The following is a 25,066-nucleotide window of genomic DNA, read 5'->3' on the forward strand; positions in this document are numbered from 1 at the left end:
GATGACATGCTGGAAATCACACATCGACATTTATACTATTACTTTCCCGGCAACCAACCAGCCATGACGCAGCGTTGCGCGAAAAGCGGCACGAAACTTTGGGTGTCCAGGGAAACCGTATTCATAAATTGGTCTGCCAATGTTTGATCGGTGAAACATTCAAAGACATCATCCAAAAATCCCCCACGGAGCAACGGATGATAGAGAAACTCCTGACCTGGACCGGTGTGCACTTCCAGTGGATATTCTGTCACGTCAATGTTCATCAATCCGCAGGCTGCCAGCCATTTTCTGGCATCCAGCGCAGAAGGTCGTTCCGCCAGATAGTCTGCAAATTTCTCTTGTTCTTTTGTGAGGCCTCGTCCGGTCATTTCCCCGTCCACGCGTTTCCATAATGAGTCAAACGTTCCGAGTGAGGGGAATGTGAGAACCAATTGTCCTCCAGGCTTAAGAAACCGAGCCAATTGCTGAAGGGCTTCTAGACGGTGCGGCCGAAAAAACATAAAGGACAGGTTGCCCGTGATGCGATCGAATTGGCCGAAATCAGGTGGAAGGGTTCGGACATCCCCAAGACGAAAATCCAGCCAGGGAAAATACGGACCCTGAACTGCACGGGCTCGAATGAGTTGAGCGTGATTGACATCAATTCCGACGACCCGACCGGTTGGTCCAACCCGATGTGCGAGATGAAAGGCAGGGATACCATCCCCACAGGCCACATCCAGTATTGTGGCCCCTTCAAAGAGGTCCAGATGGGTCAGAAGGCTTTCAGCAAACGGTCTCGACCAGGGATCTTTTTTTGGCAGCTCACAGAGCCATGGCGGCGGAGTTTTCAATGTGGACGAATGGGAAGGATCGAGGGTCATAAGCCAGCCAGGTTGAGCATCACAGAAACCCTAGCATGTTGGGGACGGTCTGGACGAGTGTGCTTGCCTACCAACAATTCTTTATGACCTATTGTTCGGGACAGGTTTTTTTGACGGCCGCAATGGGATCGTTCCATATTTCCAATAGGAAGGTCAGCCGGCTAAGACGAATGTTCCAATCATGCTCCTTGCTTCGGTTTTGGCATGCGCGGTTTTTAGATTAGCCGCGTTGAGGGGGGGAAGGGTTTCGGTCTGTTCGTCCGTCCTGGGCATTTCCTATCGGTCCGAATAGCCCTTCATGGGCTGAGTCGCCGTCAGGGGGTATGGCCGGTGATTGAGTCCTACTCAACAAGTTTTTTCGTCACAATTTCGTTCATCCACAAGATGATACTCGCAATTACGCCTCGGACGACCAATGCTGCCGGAATATAGACTTCATCTCGTAAGGATTCAGGATCCGTGATGGGGAGATATTGAGTTAGTCTAGCGGCTTTCATGGTTTTCTTCATTTACCGGGAGGTCAACGAATGGTCCCGATCATCCTCAATGATGACTTCGTGAAGCAATGTTCTGTTAGCATCAAACCATTCTATGTGGACCGACGGCTTCACGCCATCTGCATGAACGGTGATTTTTCCAAAATTTCGTGAGGCGTCGTCAAAGTACTCAAACCGTGGCTCCTGGCTGGAAATCTTGTCATTCATCGGAGCGGCCAGCGGACCAAAAGTAAATTCCTTGAGATCCGTCAACCCAGGCATTCGGCTCACCCCTGCATGATGCACGTCTCCGGTAAGAAATAGGATGCCTGTGATGTTGTGCTTCTCCAAAAATCCCAAGATCTCATCACGCTCCTCGGGGTATTCTCCCCATTTATCGACGCGAGGATCGGAAAAGGGGACTGAGGAGATAATAAATTTGAATCTGGCGGAAGACGCCGCGAGCTGTGCCAATAACCATTGTTTTTGATCTTTTCCCAACATGGAATTGGTTGCCGGGTTTCGATATTGACGGGTATCCAAAAGAAAGAGTTCGACGGCCTTTCCCCATCGAAACGTCCGGTAGAGACGGGTTGAATCCGGCGTGTATGGGCGAATGGGCCAGTAGGTAAAAAAGGCTTGGCGACCAATAGGCATGAGTGGATGCGTTGAGGTGAAGTCACTGTCCACTTCGTGATCGTCCCACATGGCGTAGACACTGGTTTCGGCGAACAACCGTTTCGCGAATTCGTCACGGTTTTCTCGATACTTGTTCCAATAGTGTGATAATTCCCGGGCAGGGGTTTCTTTGTCCGCGTAAATCGTGTCTCCCAAAAATACAAAAAAGTCCGGATTCACCGTGCGCATGGTTTCCATGATTGAAAATGGTTGGAAACTATGGCGCGTATCGCCGCTAATGACAAAAGTGACCGTTGCGGAATCCTCTGCGAGGGGCGCTGTGAGGAATTGGCATGGCTGACTGGGATTTTTCCCGGGCCCCAGACTCCGATACCAATACCGGGTTTTGGGTGTCAAAGCAGTCAGGGGAATCTGTGCGGTGAAATCGGTTTCCGGAGGCGTTGAGACCATCGCGGATTCTTGAAAGGTGGTCCACTGTGGGTCGGCGGAATATTGGATTGTCAGTGTTTGAGCGTCTGAGGTTTTTATCCACACGATGGCTTCATGTGGCGTCACATCTCCCACGGCGCAATTGAATTCGATGCTCCCCTGCTTTGCACCATCCGGGAATTCTATGGAGGCACACCCTCCCAGCGCTCCGCAAATCCCAAGGAGCAATACCCATTCTTTCTTGTCCGTCGGGCCAAACCCCCAACGCCGTAGCATGCGTGATTCCTGTTTCATTGGTCGGATGATTCCTTTTAAGTTTATCCAGCCGGGAGGAACCCAGTGGTGAATAATAGAGATAGGAGTCGGAAGGGGATGAACCCGATTTTGAATAATGTTCTGAAACCCTTCAGGGGGCGAGACGAGCACTTCGGATAAAATTAAAGATTAAGGCCTCTCGCCCAAATTTGCACCTTTGCTCTTGCAAAGAATACAATTTTGCTAGTCTCCCTGAAAGACGAGGACAAGAGCAACATTCATGATGTCGTTTCCCTTTCTCTGCATTGCCTTGCTTGGTGTTTTTCACCTCACTTCCCCTAAGGCGGCTGTATTCGCTTCTTCGGCTAATCACCACCCTTCCCTCCGGGTTCGGCCCGTGGCGATGAATGCCACCCCGTTTTCATCAATTCAACCACGCACAAAGCTTCCGGTTGAACCGGATGAATTCGACCCTCGGGAAATCAATGCCTACTATGATTGGCGCAACGATATGTTTTTCAGGGAGTTCGACCTGACCGGCTCCGGGTCCGTTAATTTCATGACGGCACGTCGAACCTATAAGGTCTGGCTTGACGAGTTTGGCACTCCGGTCGTCTTGACGGTTGGCGACCCGGTGTTTTTTTGGATTGATTTAAATGGAAACGGGAAGTTTGAGCAGGAGCTGGGTGAAATGTTCAAAGATTCCTATGAGGATGGGGTTACCGGGAACGAAGAGCCATATGATAATAGCGATCTTCAAGAACCTGCTGGTCCTGGCCCCCAATGGAACCCTCCCCCACAGGGAGGATTGAAGCAACCGCCCTGTGACCCCCGGTTCGGGTGTTGAGGTCTATCACATCCCAGGACCATTCCCTGCTTCGGGTGCCATTCATTCATCCACGAACTGAAATACCATCTGCAAATCTCCTTGAGCGTCTATGGTGACCTCCTGGCGCTGTTCACCCAACACCGGATGCCGGACCAATAAGGTATACGTTCCCGGCGGAATTTGGTCAATGGTGAACCGGCCCTCCCGATCAGAAATGGCAAAATACGGGTTGTCCACTACGTACAGCCAGTTCTGCATGAAGTCATGCCGATTACAAATGATCCGCACCACGACACCGTCTTTCATTTTGTCTGAGGGAAATACCCGGTCGATTGCATCCCGAGGCTGAAGATCCTGATTATGAACCGTGCGCAGAATCCTTCCCCTGGTATCCTTGGACACAAAGGAGTGCAGGACATGCTTGATCGAATCCTGGTTCTGAAACCGCACGGCTTCATCGGCTGCGATCACACCCGTGAAGGGACCAAAATTACACTCTTTGGTCTGGACTTGAAGCCCGAGGGATTCCCCTCCCAGGTATCGAAATGCACCCTCGCCCGGTAAATTTCCCGTGAAGGTTTTTGGAGAAAAAGGTTTTCCCGTATTGACGCCCTCCAGCACGACTACCGCACCGGTCAAGAATCCATCTCGAGATTCAACTCTCACGAGGCTTCGCTCCTGGCCACAAACCTCTGGATTTTTTTCTACCTTAAAATGTAAAGGCTCTGACGGGGAGCCTAGGAAAGAAACCCTTCCATGGATGGATCCACCAGTCTGGACATTCCCCACTTCATACGCATGGGACTTACCGACTCCCATGACCAGGGACAGACTGGCCAGAATCCACAAAACAATTGTGTTGTTATCCATGATCCATCTCCTTTTTAGGTTCTTTTCTGGGCTCCCACAAGTTTGAGCCATCCCTACCCGGTCGTTTTTCTACATGACCATTTGCCATCCAACCCAAAAAGACCAGGCTTGCCGTAATTGCGGACCGTCGAGATATTGATAAATAGGCGCGCCGGCTTCAACATTCAGATGATTCTCGAGGCCCATAAACTCCGGGAACAGGATATTCACACCTCCCATAAGGTCCAACCGCTGTCCCCCTTGTCGATCAGGGTCGGCAGTTGGGACCAGAGGGATTTGTGCGGGTCCAACTGTTGTTTGGAGTTGGCCGTCTTCTCTCTTGATGTTGTACCATTGTTGCCAGTGCAATCGCGCAGATGTGCTGATCCAATCAGCCCAACGGTAGGCCCCCCAGGAGTTCACCTGATATCGATTACCCTCCTTATAACCCTGCTTATTGTATCCGATACGAACCGTCCCAAGTGCCTGAAACCCCCACGAAACATCGTTCCGAACCCCCGTATAGGTCAGCCCGGGTAACAGATCGACGGTTCCGGAACCCAACCGCATTGGATAGGGCAGCAATGAGTTGTTCCCTAACGGTGTGTTATCCGTAGGAGTGATATCTCCGGTCGGCAGCGATACACCGGTATTCAAATGAAAACGATGGGAACCGATACTGGGCGTTTCAAACGCATACAGTCGCCAAAGGGCCGCCAACTTGGTATCCCCGAATCCACTGGAGTTGGTCGAAAAATTGGCCCCGGCTCTGTTTTGATGTTCCATATCTTTCATGAGGTACGGAAGCATGGCCATCAGGGTAACCGTATCATTCAAGCCATACATCGCACTGAACATGTGCATCTGCGTCGTCATGTTTTTGGGAGTCACCGCAAAATCTTTTAACACATCATTGTTGGACAGGTTGTCGGTACCATTCCGCATCTTGTCCATATACATGTACATATACCGGTAGGTGAACATGAATTCACCCTTGTTATGCGTATGGTCCTGCATGACCCCGATCGGAGCGTGGGAATCGGGCCTTTCGGCCTGATAAAAGTTCCCGATGACGAGCCGTTCCCCTTTTTCTTCGGCCTTCTTCCCTAAGGATTCCTCTACGCCCCCCATGAAGCCATCCAATAAGGCGGCTTCAGTAGGTGGGAGTGCATAGACGATTCCAAAAATTCCAACTATGAGTCCAACAAATAGATATCGAGTATTCCTAGTCATATTTTGCCGATCCTTTTTGGATTAAAATTTTCAATCGATCCAGCCACAATAAATGAATGATGACGAATGATTTTTAAATAAATCGGTTTTGGGTAACGGGTGTTTCCAAAGAGCAAATTTCCGCTCGCAAACAATTCTCGCGAACGCTTACAAATAAAAAACTCTTAACACCGAATGTTTTTTAAAAACAAGAAATGCGTAAGGATAAAAACTACAGGCAGGGAGGAGGAGCACGGGAAGCTGGAGAAATAACGAGAATGGCTTGACGAGTGATAGGACGCCAATTTTCGATTCGAAGAAGAGACTCAACCGGTCCATCCACCAGCACCCGGTTGGTTTCTAGTGTCTGCCCGGCAGCACAAAACCAGGTACACAGAAGTGTGGAATGGGTCCCTTGATGGTGTTGAGAATGGTGTTGGCTGTGTTCAACAGCCTGGGCGGTGAGGACGGCACTCAGGATCAGTAGACAAAAAACCAGACAGGCAACAAATAGGGGAGAAATACGATTCATTTTGAGAGTGCATGAAATTCTTTAAGGCCTTTAATTTTAGTAACAGATATGAAGACCTCACTTCAACCCTATGATGGTGGGGCATTTTTCTACAACGGCCGATTTAACAGAGCTTAAGAAGAACTCAGGGAGCGTTTGAGGGGTTTGAAATGTGTCGAACGATCAAGCCACTAATGATGTGGGAGTCCTGCGCCCATAGGGATACTTTTTCAAGATATGGTTGGGTATCGACTCTAGGAGGTCTGAAAACCTCGTGAGCAACGTTACTGAACAACCACGATTGCCCGCGAGGCTTTCACTTAATGAAAATATTGAAAGGAATTTTCTGGAAGTTTATCCGCTGAATTAATCCACGCCGATTCTGGGTTCAGAGACACTTCCAAAATAGACCAGCAGATCCCGCGCGGAAACTAATCCAACAATTTCCGGTCCATCACATACGACGAGATGGCGAACGCCCAGGTCGCCCATCATGTCCAACGCATCGTGTGAAGTTTGGGTTAATTGGATGATGGGGAGAGGGGTGGTCATGAGGCTCTCCACTTTAGTTTGATCCAGATCTTTCTTAAGGCCAACAGCCTTGTGGACAATAGCTGTATCAGTAAGGATTCCAACAGGGACTCCCTTCCGTTCAACCAGCAAGCTCCCAATCCCTTCTTTCTGCATTTTTTCCGCCGCTTGAGTGATCGAAAAACCTTCAGAGATGGTTTTTAGTTTCTTCTGCATAATTTGGACAATCATGTATTGTTCCCTTCTACAATGTTGTTTGTGATGTTTTTCTATTATACCAGTTTTCCCAATACCGTCATCGTGCTTTTTCCATTCCAATCAAACGCCTATCGAGGAGTCAGGACTGGTCAACCTCGCATCGAGATTAAAATTTTCCAGACCCCCAAAGCTCCGGGACGCACAAGGAAAGACGAAATTCTTTCGATGTTAATGGACGGAGTTTTTTGAAAAGCGTTTTTTGCCTGGAAATTCAAATCGGGCTCTTCAGCAATGACTTCATGCCGTATTTTACTCCACAATAACACTCTTTTAAATCCAAAAGAGTCATGATCTTGTAAATGCAGCTTTTGAGAGTCTCCAGGTGTTACCATATTTCTATGCAGTCCGAACTCTCACAAAAACCCAAAAGTGATCCAGAAGGGGAATCCTCGCCTTCACCCAAAAAAAGGATCCAAACCCAAATTCACCGTCGTCAGAAAGCGAAAGCGGTTTCTCCCTTGGAGGACGAGTGGAATGACCAATCAAATACCCCTCCTAATCTTCGGACTCCTTCGTCGGAGATGAAAAAACCCTAGGTTTTTCGCTTGTTGTTTGATGATCGCCAGTCAGGGCAGGCTTCTATGGCCATGCATGTGCGTAGTACGGATTCAAGTCAGGCGTGGGAGGAAAACCCGCCTCTAATTTCTACCTTTAGGTCATTCCCTTCATCGCTTTCAATTGGCCATTATATCTTGGCTCCTTCCGGGACCTTCTCCACTAAATAGACATCTGTCACGCACAAAAATTTCACATTTTTCCGCATTCAGGATCCTGTGCACAACCTACCAATTAGGCTCTAATTATTCTTCCTCGGTTTATTATGAGGATTGGAGGCGGACGTTAATTAAGAAGAACATATATAGCAAGACAGATGAAATATATCTAGAATAAATAACCGTTATTTTACCTAGGTAAAGAGAGATAAGTTGTAGCCTGGACTGATATAGCCTCAAATTAATAAAGAAGGTTACGATAGCCTTCCCCTTTCTGCATTTAAACGAGGAACAGAATAAGAATAAATGCATTGAACCTTGCCTGAAATACCAGGAGCCCAGCAAATGCCATACCGCCTATTGTGAGGTGAGGAATTCATCTATTTCCACTTCCAGATATCCACGTATTCATGCTGATATGAAAAAACTTTTACAAGACCATTACCCTTAAATGTTTCATGACATAGAATGGGATGAAATCTTATGAAAAATTTCCATTCAATCTCGATTTCCAGCCCCGTTGGTCTGAATGGTCCCTCGGTCCGTGGGTCTTTCGTTCCATTGATTCACAAAAAAATAGGGTGCTACGATGCCGGCCTCAGTAGAAGGCTTTGAATTGTAAACTATTTTAGGGGAGTCCCCGGATGTCTGGCTCAGACCTTCTCCTTGAGTATCTGACCAAATTCCTTCCAATCCTTATCTTTATCGGCCTTGCCATGGGGTTTGGGCTGATCACTCTTGCTCTCTCCTATCTGGTTCAACCTAAATATCCCGAACCGGAAAAACTTTCGACTTACGAATGTGGGTCTGAACCATTTTCAGATTCTCGAATGCCATTTCCGATTCGATATTATGTCATCGCGATGCTGTTTGTGATTTTTGATATCGAGGTGATCTTCCTTTATCCTTGGGCTATTACCTTTAATCAGTTAGGCGTAATCGGGTTTATTGAAATGATGATATTCATTGGATTATTTGTCGTGGCGTATGTGTACGCTTGGCGAAAAGGGGCTTTGGAATGGGATTAGTTCAAATCGGGAAGCCACAAAAAGACGGCGACTTGGGGATTATGACCCTCTCTCTGGAGAAAGCTGTTAACTGGGCCAGAAAGGGCTCTCTCTGGCCCATGACGTTTGGCCTGGCCTGTTGCGCCATTGAGATGATCGCCGCCGTGTCATCCCGTTATGATATTGACCGGTATGGTGCAGGAGTGTTCCGCGCCTCTCCACGTCAATCTGATTTGATGATTGTGGCCGGAACCGTCTGTCGCAGAATGGCGCCGGTTATTCGCAAAATTTATGACCAGATGCCTGAGCCAAAATACGTGATATCCATGGGATCATGTGCCACATCCGGCAATATTTATGATAGTTATAGCGTGGTTCAGGGAGTCGATCGGTTCGTTCCCGTTGATATTTATGTGCCTGGTTGTCCTCCGACCCCGGAAGCATTATTTGACGGGATTTTGAAATTACAGGATCGGATCATGCAAAAACGGGTGTTCACCAAACAACCTGAACAGGTCAAAGTCTAAGGAAAGCCACGAAACACTCATGCATCCGATCGCAGAAAAGATCCAAAACCGATTTCCTGAAGGGTTTGTAGGGGCCAATGAATGGCGGGGAGACCTGGCGATTAGTGTTAAGCGGGAAGTCCTGCATGATGTCTGTTCATATATCCGAAAGGATCCTGACCTGGACTGTGATTACATGGTACATGTCAGTTCAGTGGATTGGCCTGATGACGAAGAGCGATTTGAAGTGGTCTATGAAGTCTACTCGATTCGAAAACGCCATCGCATCCGAATCAAAACCCGGGTTCCCGAACACGATTGTCTGGTCGATTCGATGACGGATCTTTGGATGGGAGCGGATTTCATGGAACGGGAAGTGTTTGACATGATGGGCATCCGGTTTAATCGTCATCCTGACCTTCGCCGCATTTTGATGCCGGATGATTACACCGAAGGATATCCGCTTCGAAAAGATTTCCCCGTTCAGGGGAAAGGCTGGCGTGATACCTTTGAATTTTTAAACGACCCGACTTAATGGCTGAGTCGTTTGTCGGGAAAAGATAAGCCAAGAGGCTCTAGGCAGATATTATGAAGCTGGAAGATCAACGTACGACCGTCTATAAAGTCGATCCGAATCACCCGGAAACGGAGTCCTTGCCTACGCTCCGGACGGAAGAGCTGCTGTTAAACATGGGGCCACAACACCCGAGTACGCACGGGGTATTGAAGGTCATTTTAGAGCTTGAGGGTGAGCGGATTGTGAAATCCACCCCGGTACTGGGCTTTCTTCATCGAGGAGTCGAAAAGCTGGCTGAGGATGGGACGTATCACCAGTTTATCCCTCACACGGATCGGCTGGATTATGTCTGCGCGATGTATAACAACTTCGCCTATTGTCGGGCTGTAGAAAAACTCATGGATATCACTCTTCCCGACCGGGCTGAATATCTCCGAACTCTCGTGGCTGAGGTGCAGCGTATTATCGGCCATCTGTTCTGGTTGGGCACCCAGGCGCTGGATATCGGGGCGATGACGGTATTCTTTTATACGTTTCGTGACCGGGAGATATTGTTGGATTGGTTCGACGAATTATGTGGTGCCAGACTGACCACCAGCTGGTATCGCATTGGTGGCGTCGAACGGGACTTCACCCCTTCGTTGACAGAAAAAGTTCAAAAGTTCCTGGACTACTTTCCTCCAAAGATTGAAGAATATGTGGTGTTTTTGGAGAAAAACCGTATCTGGTTAGCCCGGACACGCGGTGTGGCGGTGATCTCCGCCGAAGATGCGCTGAGTTTTGGATTGAGTGGTCCGACCTTGCGAGGATCCGGTGTTGATTATGATCTGCGGAAATATGAACCCTATAGTGCGTATCCTAAATGTGAATTCAGCGTGCCGGTGGGAAAAAATGGAGACACTTATGATCGGTACTGGATTCGAATTGAGGAAATGCGTGAAAGCGTCAAGATTGTTCAACAATGCTTGAATCAAATGGAGCCGGGCCCGATCATGGCGGATGTGCCGAGTGTGACCTTGCCTCCTAAAGATCGGGTGTTCACGAATCTGGAGTCGATGATTCAACAATTCAAACTTTTTTCGCAGGGATTTGATGCGCCAGCCGGAGAAATCTATTGCGGAACGGAAGCCCATAAAGGCGAGCTTGGATTTTATATCGTCAGCACGGGTGGAGGCCGGCCTTACCGTCTGAAAATTCGTGCTCCCTCCTTTATTCACATGGGTGCATTCGATTATATGGCCAAAGGCTATATGATTGCCGATGCAGTCACGATTTTTGGCACGTACGATATTGTCATGGGGGAGTGTGATCGGTAGTGTTGTTATATCGAACCACGTCTTGAATTATGGTGTTGGTTATCGTTAGAAAAGGACTTAAATGGGATTAAAACCTGTCACGACGCCTGATGTTGAAGCGGCGACGATTGAACTGACCTTGGATGGGGAAGTTGTCCAGGCCAAGGAAGGGGTCTCCCTTTATGACGTCATATCCAGCACGGGCAAAATTGTGCCCGCGATGTGTTACCACTATACATTCGACCCCTTCGGATCCTGTGGAATGTGCCTGGTGCTTCAGGAGGGGAAAAAAGCACCTGTCCGGTCATGTACCGCGAAGGCCGCAGCCGGGATGGTCATCCAGACCGAGGGGGAAGAGTTGTTTCTGGCCAGGAAGAAAGCTGTGGAGAAGCATCTATCCGTCCATCCGCTTGACTGTCCTGTGTGCGATGCCGATGGCCATTGCGAATTGCAGGATATGGCCTTTCAACATGGCGTGACCAATTTAGCCAACGCGAAACAAAAAAATATCCCGGAAGATACGCGCAGCCTGGTTCTTGATTTCAACATGAACCGCTGCATCGCCTGTGGAGAATGCATCAATATTTGTAAAGACGTCCTACGAATTGATGCCCTGCAATTTATGAAAAAGGACGGGTTTACCCAGGTGGTGGCGAAGGGCGATCAAGCGCTGGATTGTGAGTTCTGCGGTGATTGCCTGGCAGTCTGTCCGGTTGGGGCCATCACCAATAAATTCTCGAAATATGCCTATAAACCCTGGCAGCTCAAAAAAACGACCACCACGTGCAATTATTGCGGCGACGGTTGCCAAATTTATGTGGAAACCAAAGATACGGAAGTGGTTCGGGTGACCTCCCCTCTTTCCTGGAAGAACAAATGGGGAGATCGCACAGATACGGTAAATGGGCATGACGGAATCTGTGTGCGTGGCCGATTCGGGTTTCAATTTATTGATAGTGCCACCCGTCTGAAAACTCCATTGGTTCGTACCGGCTCCGGATTGCAGCCATCCCCCTGGCTTGATGCTTTAGATGTGGCCGCAGGTCGTTTGGCCTATGTCAAAGCGCAATATGGTGCGCAAGCGATCGCCGGGCTCATTACAGCCAGGTGTACCAACGAAGATCTGTATGTGTTCCAAAAATTTATGCGTTCCGTTATTGGCACCAATCATCTGGACAGCAGTGCCAGATATGGGCATCTGAATTTTGTCAGGGCCATGAAGCATGCTTTGGGCCTTCATCGCATGATGAATACCTCGGAAGAGATCAATAAAGCGAAGGCCGTGCTCATCATTGGAGCCAACATTACAGAGACCAATCCGGTCGCCAGTTTGCGGGTGAAGTCGGCTATGGGGTTGTATAAGGCTCAAACCATTGTTGTGGATTCAATGCAAACCAATATCGCGAAATTGGCCTCTCACCCCATGATGGTTAAGCCAGGAACCGAGGGCCTCTTTGTTCAAGGTCTGGTGAAGTCGGTCATGGATCAGGATTTGATTGACGAAGAAGCCACGTCAGCATTTCCAGGAGCCCTGGATTCATTGAGGCAGGCGGTTGGGCTACTTTCTCTTGAGGAAATTGCCAACCAGACCGGAGTGGGTCTAGAGCGAATTCATGAGGCAGCTCGAATTTTTGCGGAAGCGTCCCGGTCGATCATCCTTTGCGGGGAGGGCATTCTCCGGCATGCCGGGGGCTATCAGCATATGTTGAATCTTATTGATCTGGCCTGGTTAACAGGAAAGCTTGGTCGGAAGGGATGCGGCATTAATACCTATACCGAGGAAGCCAATGAACAAGGGGCAGTCGATATGGGGGTCGCACCGGAATTTCTGCCCGGTCCGGTTTCCTTCACTGATTCCCAAGCCCGGGAAACATTTGCTCGTGTCTGGGGTAATAATCTTCCGGACGTTGACCGCGGAGCCAATCTCACGGAAATCCTGGATCGTTGCCAAAATGGGGAAATTAAGGCCCTCTATCTGGTTGGCGAAAATCCACTAGAGACGCTTCCCGCCTCCTATGATGTCACAAGTGCATTAGCAAATTTAGAAGTCCTCATTTGCCAGGACCCCTTTTTAACGGAAATCGCCAAGATGGCCCATGTGGTTTTTCCTGCTTCAACATTTGCGGAAAAAGACGGCACAGTGACAAATCAGGAAGGAAAGGTCCAATTTCTTCGTCCGGCTCTGGATTCTCTTGGCGAAAGCACTTTGGATTGGCACATTATGGTCGGAATGGCAAACGGGTTGGGCTCGCCCATGGAATACGAAACGACCCAGGATATTCAAAACGAAATCCGAAAAGTCCTTCCTGGTTATTACAACCTGGGCCAGGTGTCTCACATGGTTCCTGACCTCTCGGGATATTTCTCGAAGGCTTTTGCAGAGGAAGTCGCCTCGCGGTATTCCGTGGGGAGGAAGAGTTCCACTCAACGGTCTTTTGCCTTACGCATGATTCAAGTAATTTATCATTCAGGGAAACTTTCCACCCGCGCTTCCGGTCTGATGGAAATTTCACCAAATACGTTACGTGTCCGAATGAGCGCAGAGGACTTCAAAAATCTTGGACTGAGTGCTCATGACCGAGTGCGGATCACTTCGGATCAGGGCGAAGTGGAGATGGGAGTGGAGGTGGATATGTCATTGTTGTCAGGAACCTGTGCGGTTCCAGAACATTTCAATGATCCACCTGTGAAAGACCTGATGTTCCATCAGGTCGATCCTGTCACAGGGGTTCCTTATTTTAAATTGACCTATGTTTCTATTGAAAAGGCCTGATCGGAAAGACCAGTCATCAGCCAATGAGTGATTCTACTGCAACAAAGAAATTTTTCGACGCCGTACTCTTCAAAGAAATCTGGAATGCCATGAAGGTGACGTTTAAGCATATGCTGCATCGTCCCATTACCTTTCAGTATCCACGCGAGAAGCGAACGATTCCCGATGCGCATCGCGGCGCACTTTGCCTCCTACGGTATGAGGATGAGACAGAACGCTGTGTGGGCTGTGATTTGTGTGAAGCGGCTTGTCCTTCACGCTGCATTAAGGTTATCAGCGAAGAAGACAAAAACCTGCCACTTCAGCGCTATGCCAGTGAGTTTTATATCGATATTACCAAGTGCGTGTTTTGTGGATACTGCGTTGAAGCCTGTCCGGTTAATGCCCTGGCGATGACCAAGGTCTATGAGTTTTCGACTCATGATAAACGGACCCTCCTCTTTGACAAGGCGCGGCTCTACCAGATTGGAGAGCGTCATATAGATGATGCCAAAAAGTATCTCTATGCTCATAACCAAGAGAAGGAAGGGGAGGAAGGCCGCGCCTACCGCTACCATTTCCCTGTTTCAATAAAAAGCACCCAGGAACCATAGTTTCATCATGATGTGGCTTCTTTTTGGATATTTTGCCACGGTGAGTGTCGTGGCAGGGGTTTTAACTGTGGCATTGCGAAATGCCGTGCACTGCGCGATGGCCTTGCTGACGCTCCTGCTCCATGTGGCGGGTCTGTTTGTCCTGTTGAATGCGGAATTCCTTTTTGCGGTGCAAATCATTGTGTATGCCGGAGCCATTCTTATTTTATATCTTTTTGTGTTGATGTTGATGAATTTAAAAACGGAGGAGCAGCATCTCCATAAAAAATATGCCTTTTTAGTGTTTGCCGGAATCGCAATTTTTGGAGAACTCCTGATTCTCCTCTTTCAGTCTCCTTATGGCGGTGTGATTGGATCGGCGACGCCTGACCTCATCCTACAAACGGGGCCCAGCCATGCCATTGGAATCACGATGTTTAGTGATTATTTGTTACTTTTTGAAGTGATTGGGATTTTCCTGTTAGGAGCAGTGATTGGCGCAATCGTCCTTGCTAAAACACCGGCGAAGACTGACCCACAAGAAGAATCCGCAATCTCTTCCATGCCCTAAAGGCCGATAACGATGATTCCTCTTTCTGCCTATGTGGCACTCAGCGCTATTTTGTTTATGACCGGACTCGTCGGGGTCCTGATCCGGAGGAATTTCATTGTCGTTCTGATGTCCGTGGAAATTATGTTAAATGCTGCCAATATCAATTTGGTGGCCTTTTCTCATTATCTTCATTCCATGTCAGGGCAAATGGCCGCACTCTTTATTATTGCCGTGGCCGCAGCGGAAGCCGCCGTCGGATTAGCGATTATCATTGTGGTGTTTCGCGGGAAAATGGCCACGAATGTCGATCAAATTAATATTTTAAAGTGGTAACGTGTTCGATCTGCTCGTTCTCCTGATTCCTCTTTTTCCTCTGCTGGCCGTGTTGGTCAACGGGCTTGTAGGCTCTCGCTATTCCCATGATATGGCAGGGCGCCTGGCTTTTGGCTCCGTCGGACTGTCATTTCTGTGTGTGCTGGGCGTCTTTGTTTCGTTTCTCGGAGATTCTACGCCGCGCGAAGTCATCGCGTATTCCTGGATTTTCGGAGGCGATCTCTCCATTAATCTTGCCTTTCTCATCGACCCGCTGACCGTCATTATGCTGTTAGTGGTGACCGGAGTCGGGTTCCTCATCCACGTCTATTCCGTGGGCTATATGCATGGGGAAGAAGGGTTTACCCGCTTCTTCACCTATATGAACCTCTTCATGGTTTCCATGCTCTTGCTCGTCATGGGAAACAATTATGTGGTGTTGTTCATCGGGTGGGAGGGCGTGGGCCTCTGCTCGTACCTGTTGATCGGGTACTACTATGAAAAAGTCTCTGCGGGTAAGGCAGCGACCAAAGCCTTTGTCGTGAACCGGATTGGGGACGCCGGGTTTTTACTGGCGATATTTTTGATTTTTTCCCATTTCGGCACACTCGATTACACGGCTGTTATGGCCCAGGCCGCGACTCTTTCAACTGAAATGGCCACAGCAATCTCACTCTGTTTGTTAGTCGGCGCGATTGGCAAGTCGGCACAATTGCCGTTGTACACCTGGTTGCCCGATGCGATGGAAGGCCCCACTCCGGTGAGTGCGCTTATCCATGCAGCGACCATGGTCACTGCCGGCGTCTATATGGTGGTAAGAAACCATGCGATATTTGACCTGGCGCCGATGGCTTTGGCCACCGTGGGCATTGTTGGAGGCGTCACGGCATTGTTTGCGGCCACTATTGGATTGGTTCAAAACGATATTAAACGGGTGTTGGCCTATTCGACCGTCAGCCAGTTGGGCTATATGTTCCTGGCCTGCGGGGTTGGTGCCTATACCGCCGCGATTTTTCACCTGATGACCCATGCGTTTTTTAAAGCGCTTCTATTCTTGTCTGCAGGTTCGGTGATTCATGCGTTGGGCGGGGAACAAGACATCCGGAAAATGGGCGGACTCCATGACAAGATCCCGACGACTTATCGGGTGTTTCTGATCGGGACTCTCGCCATAGCGGGAATCCCGCCTCTTGCGGGATTTTGGAGTAAAGATGAAATTATGGCTCATGCCTTCGTCCATGGCTATTATCACTTGTATCTTCTGGCCGCAGTTGGGGCGTTCTTGACCAGTTTTTATATGTTCAGGCTCACCTACCTCACATTCTATGGGTCCTCTCGAGTGGACCCACATGTGGCCCATCATATTCATGAATCCCCCTCCGTCATGACCGTTCCGCTCATGATTTTGGCTGGCTTGGCCCTTTTGGGAGGCTTCCTTGGTGTACCGCCCGAACATGGCTGGTTCCATGGATTTTTGCATGATGTGGCGACTCCGCTTGGTGCTGAAGCCCATGAAGTGGGATGGGGGATGCTGTTGGGCTTGATGAGTGTCGCTATTGCTATCGCATTGGGCGGTTGGGGTTTAGCGCATTACATGTATAGTATTCGTCCTCAGATGGCCAACGAATGGGCCGCAAAATTTCCGCGAGCCTACACCACTATTTTGAATAAATATTACGTGGATGAGATCTATGACTTCTTGATTGTGGAACCCTGTAAAAAGTTGGGGTTGCTATGGGACTGGTTTGATCGACAGGTTCTGGACCGATTTGTTGTAGGAATTGGCAAAGGAACCGATATCAGCGCAGCAGCCATTACCTGGACGGAAAAGCACGTGATTTACGCCGGATTGAATGTGGTGGGATATTCCAATCACCTTCTCTCGTGGTCGTGGCGAAAAATGCAAAGCGGTATGGTCCATCATTATGCCGCCATTATTGTCATTGGGCTGGCGCTCCTGATTCATCTCGTCCTGGTGTGGTTTATTGGATCTTCTGCTTCTGACATGTCCATTCGGTAACTGACTATCATGCAAGAAGAATTACAATTTGGTTTCCCCATTCTGACCTTTCTGACCTTCTTTCCCCTTCTCGGGGCGCTGGTCATTTGGGCCTTGAAAGATCAAGACCTGATTCGGAAGGGCGTGCTAGGGATCGCGAGCCTGGAGATGGTTGTCGCGTCGTTGATGTTATGGCGATTCGTTCCTGAGACGGCGGCCATGCAGTTTGCCGAACGACATGAATGGATTCCCTTCTTGGGTATTAGTTATCACCTGGCCGTCGACGGGATTAGTGTCCTATTCGTAGGCCTGACCGCTTTCCTTATCCTGCTTCTGGTTCTTTACGCCTGGGATACTGTTAAGGAGCGTCCAAAAGCGTTTTACATGTGCCTGCTGGGAATGGAAGCCACGGTGATGGGGATTTTCGTCTCCATTGATTTGATCCTCTTTTTTGTGTTTTGGGAACTCATGCTTATTCCCAGTTATTTCTTGATTAAACTCTGGGGGCCTGGAGACCAACGCCAATATGCGGCGCTGAAGTACGTGCTCTATACCCTCCTGGGGAGCGTGTTCATGCTCGTCGGTTTTTGTCTGATGAGTTTGAACTATTTCGAAGCAAAACAGTTGTATAGTTTTGATTTACTTGACTTGCTGGCGGTTCAGATTCCTCTTAGTCAGCAACTGCTGATTTTTTGGTTGATATTTATGGGGCTGGCCTTTAAAGCACCGATATTTCCTTTTCATTCCTGGTTACCTGATGCCCTGGTTCAAGGGCCGATCCCCATGTCGGTCATGCTGGCCGGGATCAAACTGGGCACATACGGCTTTCTCCGTTTTTCCTTCCCTCTACTCCCTGATGCCTCTCAGCACGGCACGGTGGTGGCTATCCTCATGACGATGGGGCTGGCGGCCATTGTCTATGGAGCCATTGTCGCCATCATCCAGCCTGACTTCCGGCGCCTGCTGGTGTTTAGCAGCATCAGCCATTTGGGTTTTGTGGTTGTGGGCATGTTCGCCCTGAATTTCCAAGGAATACAAGGCAGTCTGATCACCATGATTAATTTGGGATTCAGTACGGCGGGATTATTCTTCCTGGCTGGCTTTATCTATGAACGTCTGGGTCATAATGACGTACGACGATACAGTGGGTTGGCGAAAAAGATGCCGCTTCTCGCCACCTTTATGCTCATCATCGGGATGGCCTCAATTGGGTTGCCGGGAACTAACGGGTTTATAGGGGAATTCCTTATTTTATTGGGGGTCTTTCAAGCCTGGTGGCTCTATGGAGCCTTTGCGGTCACCGGGATCATTTTTGCTGCAGCATACTTTTTGTGGTTTTATGAGCGGGCTATCTTTGGACCACTGAAAGACACCGTGCCTGCAGCTATTAAAGATTTAAATAGCCGTGAATGGGCGATTGGCGTGGCGTTGTCGGTCATGATTTTTTGGATCGGAATTTATCCTTCCCCGTTCTTGCGGATGGTCAATGGATCGGTGCAGGAAGTGGTTGATCGGTTACATCCTGGAATGGCGACGGCTCACCATCGTGATTCTCTTTTATCCGCTGAGGTTACCGGGAACTAAATATCATGGGTGAATATTCCTTACTCATCATTCTCTTTGCGCCTTTCTTCGGCGCAATTGCATTGATGTTCGTTCCCCGGCAGGAAGCGATCCTGGTGCGAATGACGGCGGCAATTGCTGCGGGTATTTCCCTCCTGGCCTCCTTCTATATCTTTTTAGCCTACGACACGACGAAGGGTGGATTTCAATTTGTCCAACGGTATGTCTGGTCTGAAGAATTAGGCATTGCCTTTTACCTCGGGGTGGATGGAATCGGCGGCCCATTAGTCTTTGCCTCCGCAATCTTGTTATTTGCGGGCATCTTTGTTTCGTGGCACATCAAGGACCGGACCAAAGAGTTCTATATGTTCCTCCTGATCCTTGCGGCCGCGACCATTGGGGTCTTCATGTCGCTGGATCTCTTTTTCCTCTATTTCTTTTATGAAATGTCGGTGTTGCCCATGTACTTATTGCTGGGTCTGTGGGGAAGCCATACCAAGGGGTATCTGGCCATGACCAATCCCGAAGAGCGAAAGCTTAGGGATTCCATTGGATTTATTTTCAACTTTGGATCCAACAGCAAAGAATATGCAGCCATGAAGCTGGTTCTGTTCCTATCTGCGGGGGCGGTGATGGCCTTAATGGGGATCCTGCTCATTTACCATCTTTCCGGTCTCCATACCTTTGACATTGTGGTGTTGCGTGAACAGGCTCATTTTTCTGACAACGTCGCCACGCTCATTTGGTTTCTGATCTTTTTTGGATTCGCCTCTATCGCCCCGATATGGCCGTTGCATTCCTGGTCACCCGTCGGGCATGCCGCTGCCCCGGCAGCTACCAGCATGCTGCATGCCGGTGTGTTAATGAAACTCGGGCATTTTTCCATTATTCGTGTGGCCTTTGAAATCCTGCCTGATGCGACGCGGGAGTGGATGTGGGTGGCGGCTGTCCTCTGTGTTTTTTCCATCGTCTATGGTGGACTGGTGTCCTATTTCGCCAAAGACACCAAATATGTCATCGGGTATTCCAGTTCCAGCCATATGGGCTATATATTCCTGGGCATGGCGGCATTGAGCTACATCAGTCTATCCGGCGCCGTTATTTATATGTTTGCCCATGCTCTGGCAACCAGCATGTTGTTTGCCATGGCTGGCTGGGTGTATGACCAAACCCATTCACGAGACATTCCCTCTTTGGGCGGTCTCGTTGAAAAGATGCCGTTTATTGCCGGGGCCTTTATCGTCGGCTGTATGGCCTCAATCGGCATGCCGGGCACGATCAATTTTATTGCTGAAATTATGATTATTGTCGGGAGTTGGGATAAATATCCCTTCCAAGTCGTCGTGGCGGTGCTCGGCATCGTCCTGACCCTTGCGTATATGTTCAAAATGATGCGAGGGCTGTTTTACGGAAAATTAGATCCTGAATATGCCCATGCCACCGATGCCAGACATTGGGTGGATCGCATGCCATTGCTTCTTTTAATCGTCTGTAGCATTACTCTTGGGATTTTCCCAGGGCATTTTTATGAAGTGGTACGGTCCACGGTGGAACCTATGATCGACCGGATTAACCATGTGGCCCCACTCATTACACAAAACACACAAGGCCTTTTACCCTAAACGATATTAGATTGAACCTTCTGATTACTGTCTGAATCCTTGCAATGATCTTTCAACTTGACCTTTCCGTTGCTGATCTGCTCCTGCTTCTGCCTGAGATCTTTCTCACGTTGTGGTTGAGCCTCCTCCTTTCCCTGGACTTTTCGCTGAAGCGAATGACCCACCAGCAATTAGCCTACCTGAGTATTGCGGGGTTGGCGGTCACCGGTTTGATTTTATTGGGATTTGACCAAGCCGGTACCACAGGCGCCTTGTTTAAGAACATGTTCGTGCTGGACCGGATGGCCATCGTCTTTAAGCTCATTATTGTTGGCGCCACCGTCCTTGTTCTGTTTATGTCGATGGATTACGTGCAGGACTTCAAGTTTTTCCGTGGCGAGTATTATGTCATGGTCGTGATGTCGGCCCTCGGCATGATGTTTATGGTTTCATCAAATGATCTTCTCTCTGTCTTTGTTACCCTGGAATTTTCAACTTTTGGATTTTATGTGCTGGTCGCCTATCTCAGGGATGACCAACGCTCATCGGAAGCCGGTCTCAAATTTTTCATTTTAGGGGTATTTGCGGCCGGATTATTAGCCTATGGCATCAGTTTGGTCTATGGCGAAACCGGGACCTTAATTTTCTCTGAAATGACCAGCACCCCTGGAAGTTATGGGTTGGCGATTGGCTACATTTTGATTTTTGCCGCCCTGGGATTCAAGATCGGTGCAGTCCCTTTTCATGCCTGGATTCCTGACACCTATCAAGGCGCGCCGACTCCTGTCACGGCCTTCCTCTCCATTGCACCGAAGGCTGCAGCATTGGCTATCCTTATCCGGATGTTTTATGTGTCTTTGGCTTCATTCAAGCCGATGTGGGCGTTGTTATTTGTGGTCGCATCCATTTTCTCGATGACCTACGGCAATATCGTAGCCATTGCCCAAAAGAATATTAAGCGACTGTTGGCCTATTCCGGCATTGCCCAAATTGGAAATATCATGATCGGATTAGCCGCAGGGACGAAACAAGGCAGCGATGCGATCATGTTTTTCCTCCTGACGTATCTTTTCGCGAATTTGGGAGCGTTTGCGGTCATCATTGCCGTGAGTCGGGTCATAAAAAGCGACGAAATTGAAGATTATAATGGTCTGAATCGACGCTCACCGTTTTTAGCGGCGGCCATGTTGCTCTTCCTGTTATCGCTGGCTGGAGTTCCTCCGCTTGCCGGGTTTATCGGGAAAATCTATTTATTTATTGCGGCAATGAAAGAAGAGCTGTATACGCTCCTGATTGTGGGACTGATCAATATCGTCATCTCCATGTACTACTATCTGATTGTCGTCAAAAAGATGTACATCAACGAACCCACTGATCCTTCGCCAATTCGTGCATCCATGCCGATCAAAGTTGCGGTGTACGTCGGGATTGCCGGGACAGTGGTGTTGGGTGTGTACCCCGGCCCCTTTATCGACTGGGCCGTCAGTGCCTCCCTCATGTTCTCCAATATCGCAGGACCTACCGCGGCCGCCTCTCTTCTTTCTGGCAGATAATCGCTGATAGGGTTGTTCCCGTCTCCCGCCTCCTTCCCTGATTGACAGTCACAATCTCTTTTTCCGTGTGTCCGCATGTCCTCCTTGAAAGGGACGAATGTGAGCCGGGGATGAGGATATTGATAAAGTATTGCGAAAAGGGAAATCCGGTGGAGTTACATTCGCCAGGAAAAGATGGTTTCCAGGGGATTGAGTCCATTGAGTTGCCAAATGGCCCCGAAGACCACGGATAAGGTCACAATTACCAGGAGGATTAAACCTATGAGGATCGAATTTCTATTGCCACGCGGAAAACGTGGGGGAGCGGCTTTCTGGGACCCCGATGGGTCTTGCCACAATACAGAGGGTCGTCGGGGTCCTAGAAGTGCTGTGGTTTTTCTGAGAGGTTCCAGGTGACTGTCTCGTGAGCCTTTTGGGGTTACCCGTTTCCCTGGGGTGACTGAGGGTGAGGGTGTCATCGCTGGTGACTTGGCATCTGCCTTCACAGATTGAAGAACTTTTCTAGTATGGATATAGGATGCTCGACAGTGCGGACAGACCAGTGTTTCCTGGATTGATTCGCCATTGTCCTCCTGCTGCGCCTGTCCTCCTTTTAGTGACACGCGGCAATATGGGCAGGTGGGGGCATCCGGCGACACCAGACCGTGACATTGTGGACAGGTAGGTAGTCCGGCTGCACGCTCCTCTTCCAAGGCATGTTTCCCAGGCGAAGGGAAAGCGCATTGAGGACAGGCCCGAGCTTCGGTCGAGACCTCTTTGTGACATTCAGGGCAAGGAACAAGGGCCATGGAGTGAATTTCCGTTCTCGCTATATCACGCGTTTTTCAAACATGCTTCTAATGGTCTTTCAGGACAGCAAAGTCAATTACTAGAAAATTCGCTTGATTTATGGGTAAATGCATGGGGTGTCCTCCTCCTCCTTGAACCAAATCAGAGATAAAGTGGAGGGTCTGACCTTCAGCTATTCTCTCTTATCTGATTTGGTCTTCTCAAGGGAGAGGGCTTTTTTACAATCCGGCTTCCTCCCTGCATTCTGTGTTCTCTTTGGTGGCTAAAATGTGTAACATTTCTCGGCATGTCAGGACAGAATAATCTGGGTGTGAACTCTTGTCTCAAGATGACAGGATGCAAGGAACAAACAGGATTACTCAAATTTCCATGAGGGTACTATGGCCAATGAAACAAAAGAGCAAAATCATTCTATCACGCAGACTGTCAATCAACGATATGCCAAAGCGGTGACCAACGGTGAACAGCTGTGTTGCCCGACCGGGTATAATCATGAGGATTTGGGACAGTTTATTCCGGAACCGGTTTTGAAGGTGTCTTATGGCTGCGGAACTCCGGTTGGCCTTTCAACTGTTCAACCGGGGGAAGTGGTCTTGGACATTGGTTCGGGTGGCGGGATCGACTGCTTTGAAGCGTCCCGGAAAGTCGGGCCCCAAGGACGTGTCATTGGAATTGATATGACCGATGAAATGTTAGCGTTGGCCCGTCTGCATGCCCCAACAGTTGCTAAAAATCTGGGATATCCCGAGCCGAATGTGGATTTTCGAAAGGGCTTTGCCGACGCCATGCCGGTGGAAGACGATCAGGTGGATCTCATTGTCTCGAATTGCGTCATCAATCTTGCTCCGGACAAAGGGAAGGTCTTTCAGGAAATGTATCGCGTGCTCCGACCTGGTGGAAGGTTTACAATATCCGATATTGTCGCCGACCAACCAATTCCGAATTACTTAATTTATGACAAGGCCAAATGGGGCGATTGTTTGTCGGGTGCCCTCACCATCAAAGACTATTGGGGCGGGCTTCGGGACGCAGGGTTTAAAGGGGTCCATCAGGTTAATCAAATTCCATGGAGAGTGATTGACGGCATCCAGTTCCTCTCGGTGACGCTCACCGGGTATAAGCTGGCCTCAGCATCGGCAACCCCCTCTTCGACCTTTGCGACCTTCACCGGGCCATTCTCTCAAGTGGTCGATGAGCTGGGTACGACCTATGCCCGAGGCAATCCTCAGCAAATCGATGAACGGACGGCCGCATTATTGGCGTTAGCTCCCTATCAAGACCGGTTTATTCTTGCCGGGCGACCTGTGGCCCTCACCGCTCAAGATCCCCGCATGCTGGTCGTCTATCCCGAAGAAGCGCCTTGTGTATGGGAAGGACAGTTTGCCGTATTGACCGGACCATTCTTATCGGTATGTGACGATGACCACCATACGTATCAATGTGGTGAGCCGATAGAAATTTGTTCTAAAACATACAAGGTCCTCCAGACCGATTCTTATCAACCCTATTTTGCGGCTATTAATCGATCCAGGGATGGGGTGCACGCCGAACCTGTCATTTCCGGAACTTCGGCGGGGTGTTGTTAAGAACAATGTGAAGTCACCATTTGTGTGTAAGGAATTAAGACCATCATGACGATGAAAACTTCAGCTCTCCCAATGGTCACCCTGGATCAAAATTCATGGATGGCCCCGTCGTTCGAGCAAGCGTTGGCCCTCCATCATTCGCTTCCCCTCAAGGCTCAAGCAATTTCCACGCTTCAGGTCAATGTCGGGAAGGTCTGTAACCAAACATGCCACCATTGCCATGTCGATGCCGGCCCTCAACGGACGGAAAGCATGAGCAAAGTCACCATAAATAAGATCTTGGACGTGCTCGATCACACCCCTCAGATCAGGACGGTCGATATCACCGGTGGGGCGCCCGAGATGAACCCGCATTTTGAGTATCTGGTTGAGCAATGCCGGGCGCGAGACCGGAGGGTGATCGACCGCTGTAATTTGACGGTGTTTTATGTCAAAGGGAAAGCGCACCTACCCCGATTTCTTGCAGACCATCGTGTCGACATCGTCGCCTCCCTCCCCTGTTATGAAGCAGACAATGTCGATCAGCAACGGGGAAAAGGCGTCTTCGATCGGAGCATTACCGCACTGCAGAGTCTCAATGACTTAGGGTATGGAAAGGACGGAACTGGTCTCATGCTGGATCTGGTCTACAACCCGCTAGGCCCGGTTCTTCCACCGCCTCAAGCCGAATTGGAACAAGATTTTAAAGAAGAATTGGGGCAGCGATATGGGATTCAGTTTAACCGGCTCTATACCATTACCAATATGCCGATCAGTCGTTTTTGGGATGAATTACACGAGGCAGGACAACTGGAACATTACTACACGCTCTTGTTGAATAATTTTAATCCATTGGCTATTGATGGGCTCATGTGTCGGTCTCTGCTGAGTGT

Annotated in this window: 22 protein-coding genes; 15 read left to right on the plus strand and 7 right to left on the minus strand. The window is 49.2% G+C overall.

The window, feature by feature from the left end; all coding sequences use genetic code 11:
• Positions 1-38: 38 nt before the first annotated feature.
• From AAH187_RS12060 to AAH187_RS12070, 3 genes are all read right to left on the minus strand, one after another.
• On the minus strand, positions 39-866 hold the full coding sequence (locus AAH187_RS12060) for a class I SAM-dependent methyltransferase (RefSeq protein WP_342348710.1): 828 nt from the start codon (positions 864-866) through the stop codon (positions 39-41).
• Between the two features lie 341 nt (positions 867-1,207).
• Positions 1,208-1,363 carry a hypothetical protein gene (locus tag AAH187_RS12065; RefSeq protein WP_342348711.1) on the minus strand — a complete coding sequence of 52 codons (156 nt, stop codon included), beginning with the start codon at positions 1,361-1,363 and terminating at the stop codon, positions 1,208-1,210.
• A gap of 12 nt (positions 1,364-1,375) precedes the next feature.
• Entirely contained in the window at positions 1,376-2,704 is a 1,329-nt protein-coding gene (locus AAH187_RS12070; protein ID WP_342348712.1) for an alkaline phosphatase D family protein, read from the minus strand.
• A 241-nt stretch (positions 2,705-2,945) separates the two neighbouring features.
• Here AAH187_RS12070 and AAH187_RS12075 point away from each other — a divergent pair, with 241 nt between their 5' ends.
• Complete coding sequence (locus AAH187_RS12075) at positions 2,946-3,512, plus strand: hypothetical protein (protein ID WP_342348713.1); 567 nt, start codon at positions 2,946-2,948, stop codon at positions 3,510-3,512.
• Between the two features lie 42 nt (positions 3,513-3,554).
• On the opposite strand, the gene AAH187_RS12080 is transcribed toward AAH187_RS12075, so the two are convergent.
• The 4 genes from AAH187_RS12080 to AAH187_RS12095 all read right to left on the minus strand — a co-directional run bounded on the left by AAH187_RS12080 (position 3,555) and on the right by AAH187_RS12095 (position 6,828).
• Positions 3,555-4,364, minus strand: a complete 810-nt coding sequence (locus tag AAH187_RS12080; RefSeq protein WP_342348714.1) for a carboxypeptidase regulatory-like domain-containing protein — start codon at positions 4,362-4,364, stop codon at positions 3,555-3,557.
• 69 nt (positions 4,365-4,433) lie between these two features.
• Positions 4,434-5,576 (minus strand): hypothetical protein, encoded by a 1,143-nt coding sequence (locus AAH187_RS12085; RefSeq protein WP_342348715.1) that lies wholly within the window; start codon positions 5,574-5,576, stop codon positions 4,434-4,436.
• 211 nt (positions 5,577-5,787) lie between these two features.
• Positions 5,788-6,087 carry a hypothetical protein gene (locus AAH187_RS12090; protein WP_342348716.1) on the minus strand — a complete coding sequence of 100 codons (300 nt, stop codon included), beginning with the start codon at positions 6,085-6,087 and terminating at the stop codon, positions 5,788-5,790.
• Positions 6,088-6,432: 345 nt separating this feature from the next.
• A complete protein-coding gene (locus tag AAH187_RS12095; protein WP_342348717.1) occupies positions 6,433-6,828 on the minus strand; it encodes a CBS domain-containing protein in 396 nt (131 codons plus the stop codon).
• 1,384 nt (positions 6,829-8,212) lie between these two features.
• Between AAH187_RS12095 and AAH187_RS12100 the strand changes: the two genes are divergently transcribed.
• The 14 genes from AAH187_RS12100 to arsS all read left to right on the plus strand — a co-directional run.
• On the plus strand, positions 8,213-8,596 hold the full coding sequence (locus tag AAH187_RS12100) for an NADH-quinone oxidoreductase subunit A (RefSeq protein ID WP_342348718.1): 384 nt from the start codon (positions 8,213-8,215) through the stop codon (positions 8,594-8,596).
• On the plus strand, positions 8,587-9,102 hold the full coding sequence (locus AAH187_RS12105) for an NADH-quinone oxidoreductase subunit B family protein (protein WP_342348719.1): 516 nt from the start codon (positions 8,587-8,589) through the stop codon (positions 9,100-9,102). Before AAH187_RS12100 ends, AAH187_RS12105 begins: the two co-directional genes overlap by 10 nt.
• A gap of 19 nt (positions 9,103-9,121) precedes the next feature.
• On the plus strand, positions 9,122-9,616 hold the full coding sequence (locus AAH187_RS12110) for an NADH-quinone oxidoreductase subunit C (protein WP_342348720.1): 495 nt from the start codon (positions 9,122-9,124) through the stop codon (positions 9,614-9,616).
• 53 nt (positions 9,617-9,669) lie between these two features.
• Positions 9,670-10,914: an NADH dehydrogenase (quinone) subunit D gene (gene nuoD, locus AAH187_RS12115; RefSeq protein WP_342348721.1), complete on the plus strand. Its 1,245-nt coding sequence runs from the start codon at positions 9,670-9,672 to the stop codon at positions 10,912-10,914.
• A 61-nt stretch (positions 10,915-10,975) separates the two neighbouring features.
• Positions 10,976-13,666 (plus strand): molybdopterin-dependent oxidoreductase, encoded by a 2,691-nt coding sequence (locus tag AAH187_RS12120; RefSeq protein ID WP_342348722.1) that lies wholly within the window; start codon positions 10,976-10,978, stop codon positions 13,664-13,666.
• A gap of 23 nt (positions 13,667-13,689) precedes the next feature.
• A complete protein-coding gene (gene nuoI, locus AAH187_RS12125; protein WP_342348723.1) occupies positions 13,690-14,259 on the plus strand; it encodes an NADH-quinone oxidoreductase subunit NuoI in 570 nt (189 codons plus the stop codon).
• Positions 14,260-14,266: 7 nt separating this feature from the next.
• A complete protein-coding gene (locus AAH187_RS12130; protein ID WP_342348724.1) occupies positions 14,267-14,809 on the plus strand; it encodes an NADH-quinone oxidoreductase subunit J in 543 nt (180 codons plus the stop codon).
• 12 nt (positions 14,810-14,821) lie between these two features.
• A complete protein-coding gene (gene nuoK, locus AAH187_RS12135; RefSeq protein WP_312645914.1) occupies positions 14,822-15,124 on the plus strand; it encodes an NADH-quinone oxidoreductase subunit NuoK in 303 nt (100 codons plus the stop codon).
• 1 nt (position 15,125) lies between these two features.
• Positions 15,126-17,123 carry an NADH-quinone oxidoreductase subunit L gene (nuoL, locus tag AAH187_RS12140; RefSeq protein WP_342348725.1) on the plus strand — a complete coding sequence of 666 codons (1,998 nt, stop codon included), beginning with the start codon at positions 15,126-15,128 and terminating at the stop codon, positions 17,121-17,123.
• 9 nt (positions 17,124-17,132) lie between these two features.
• Positions 17,133-18,686, plus strand: a complete 1,554-nt coding sequence (locus AAH187_RS12145) for an NADH-quinone oxidoreductase subunit M (protein ID WP_342348726.1) — start codon at positions 17,133-17,135, stop codon at positions 18,684-18,686.
• A gap of 5 nt (positions 18,687-18,691) precedes the next feature.
• Positions 18,692-20,287, plus strand: coding sequence for an NADH-quinone oxidoreductase subunit M (locus tag AAH187_RS12150; protein WP_342348727.1), 1,596 nt, complete (start codon positions 18,692-18,694; stop codon positions 20,285-20,287).
• 44 nt (positions 20,288-20,331) lie between these two features.
• Complete coding sequence (locus AAH187_RS12155) at positions 20,332-21,819, plus strand: NADH-quinone oxidoreductase subunit N (protein WP_342348728.1); 1,488 nt, start codon at positions 20,332-20,334, stop codon at positions 21,817-21,819.
• Positions 21,820-22,988: 1,169 nt separating this feature from the next.
• Complete coding sequence (locus AAH187_RS12160; protein WP_342348729.1) at positions 22,989-24,194, plus strand: methyltransferase domain-containing protein; 1,206 nt, start codon at positions 22,989-22,991, stop codon at positions 24,192-24,194.
• A 45-nt stretch (positions 24,195-24,239) separates the two neighbouring features.
• On the plus strand, positions 24,240-25,066 hold an 827-nt coding region (gene arsS / locus AAH187_RS12165), incomplete at its 3' end, for an arsenosugar biosynthesis radical SAM (seleno)protein ArsS (protein ID WP_342348730.1).

The organism is uncultured Nitrospira sp. (genome assembly GCA_902500695.1).
GTDB lineage: Bacteria > Nitrospirota > Nitrospiria > Nitrospirales > UBA8639 > Nitrospira_E.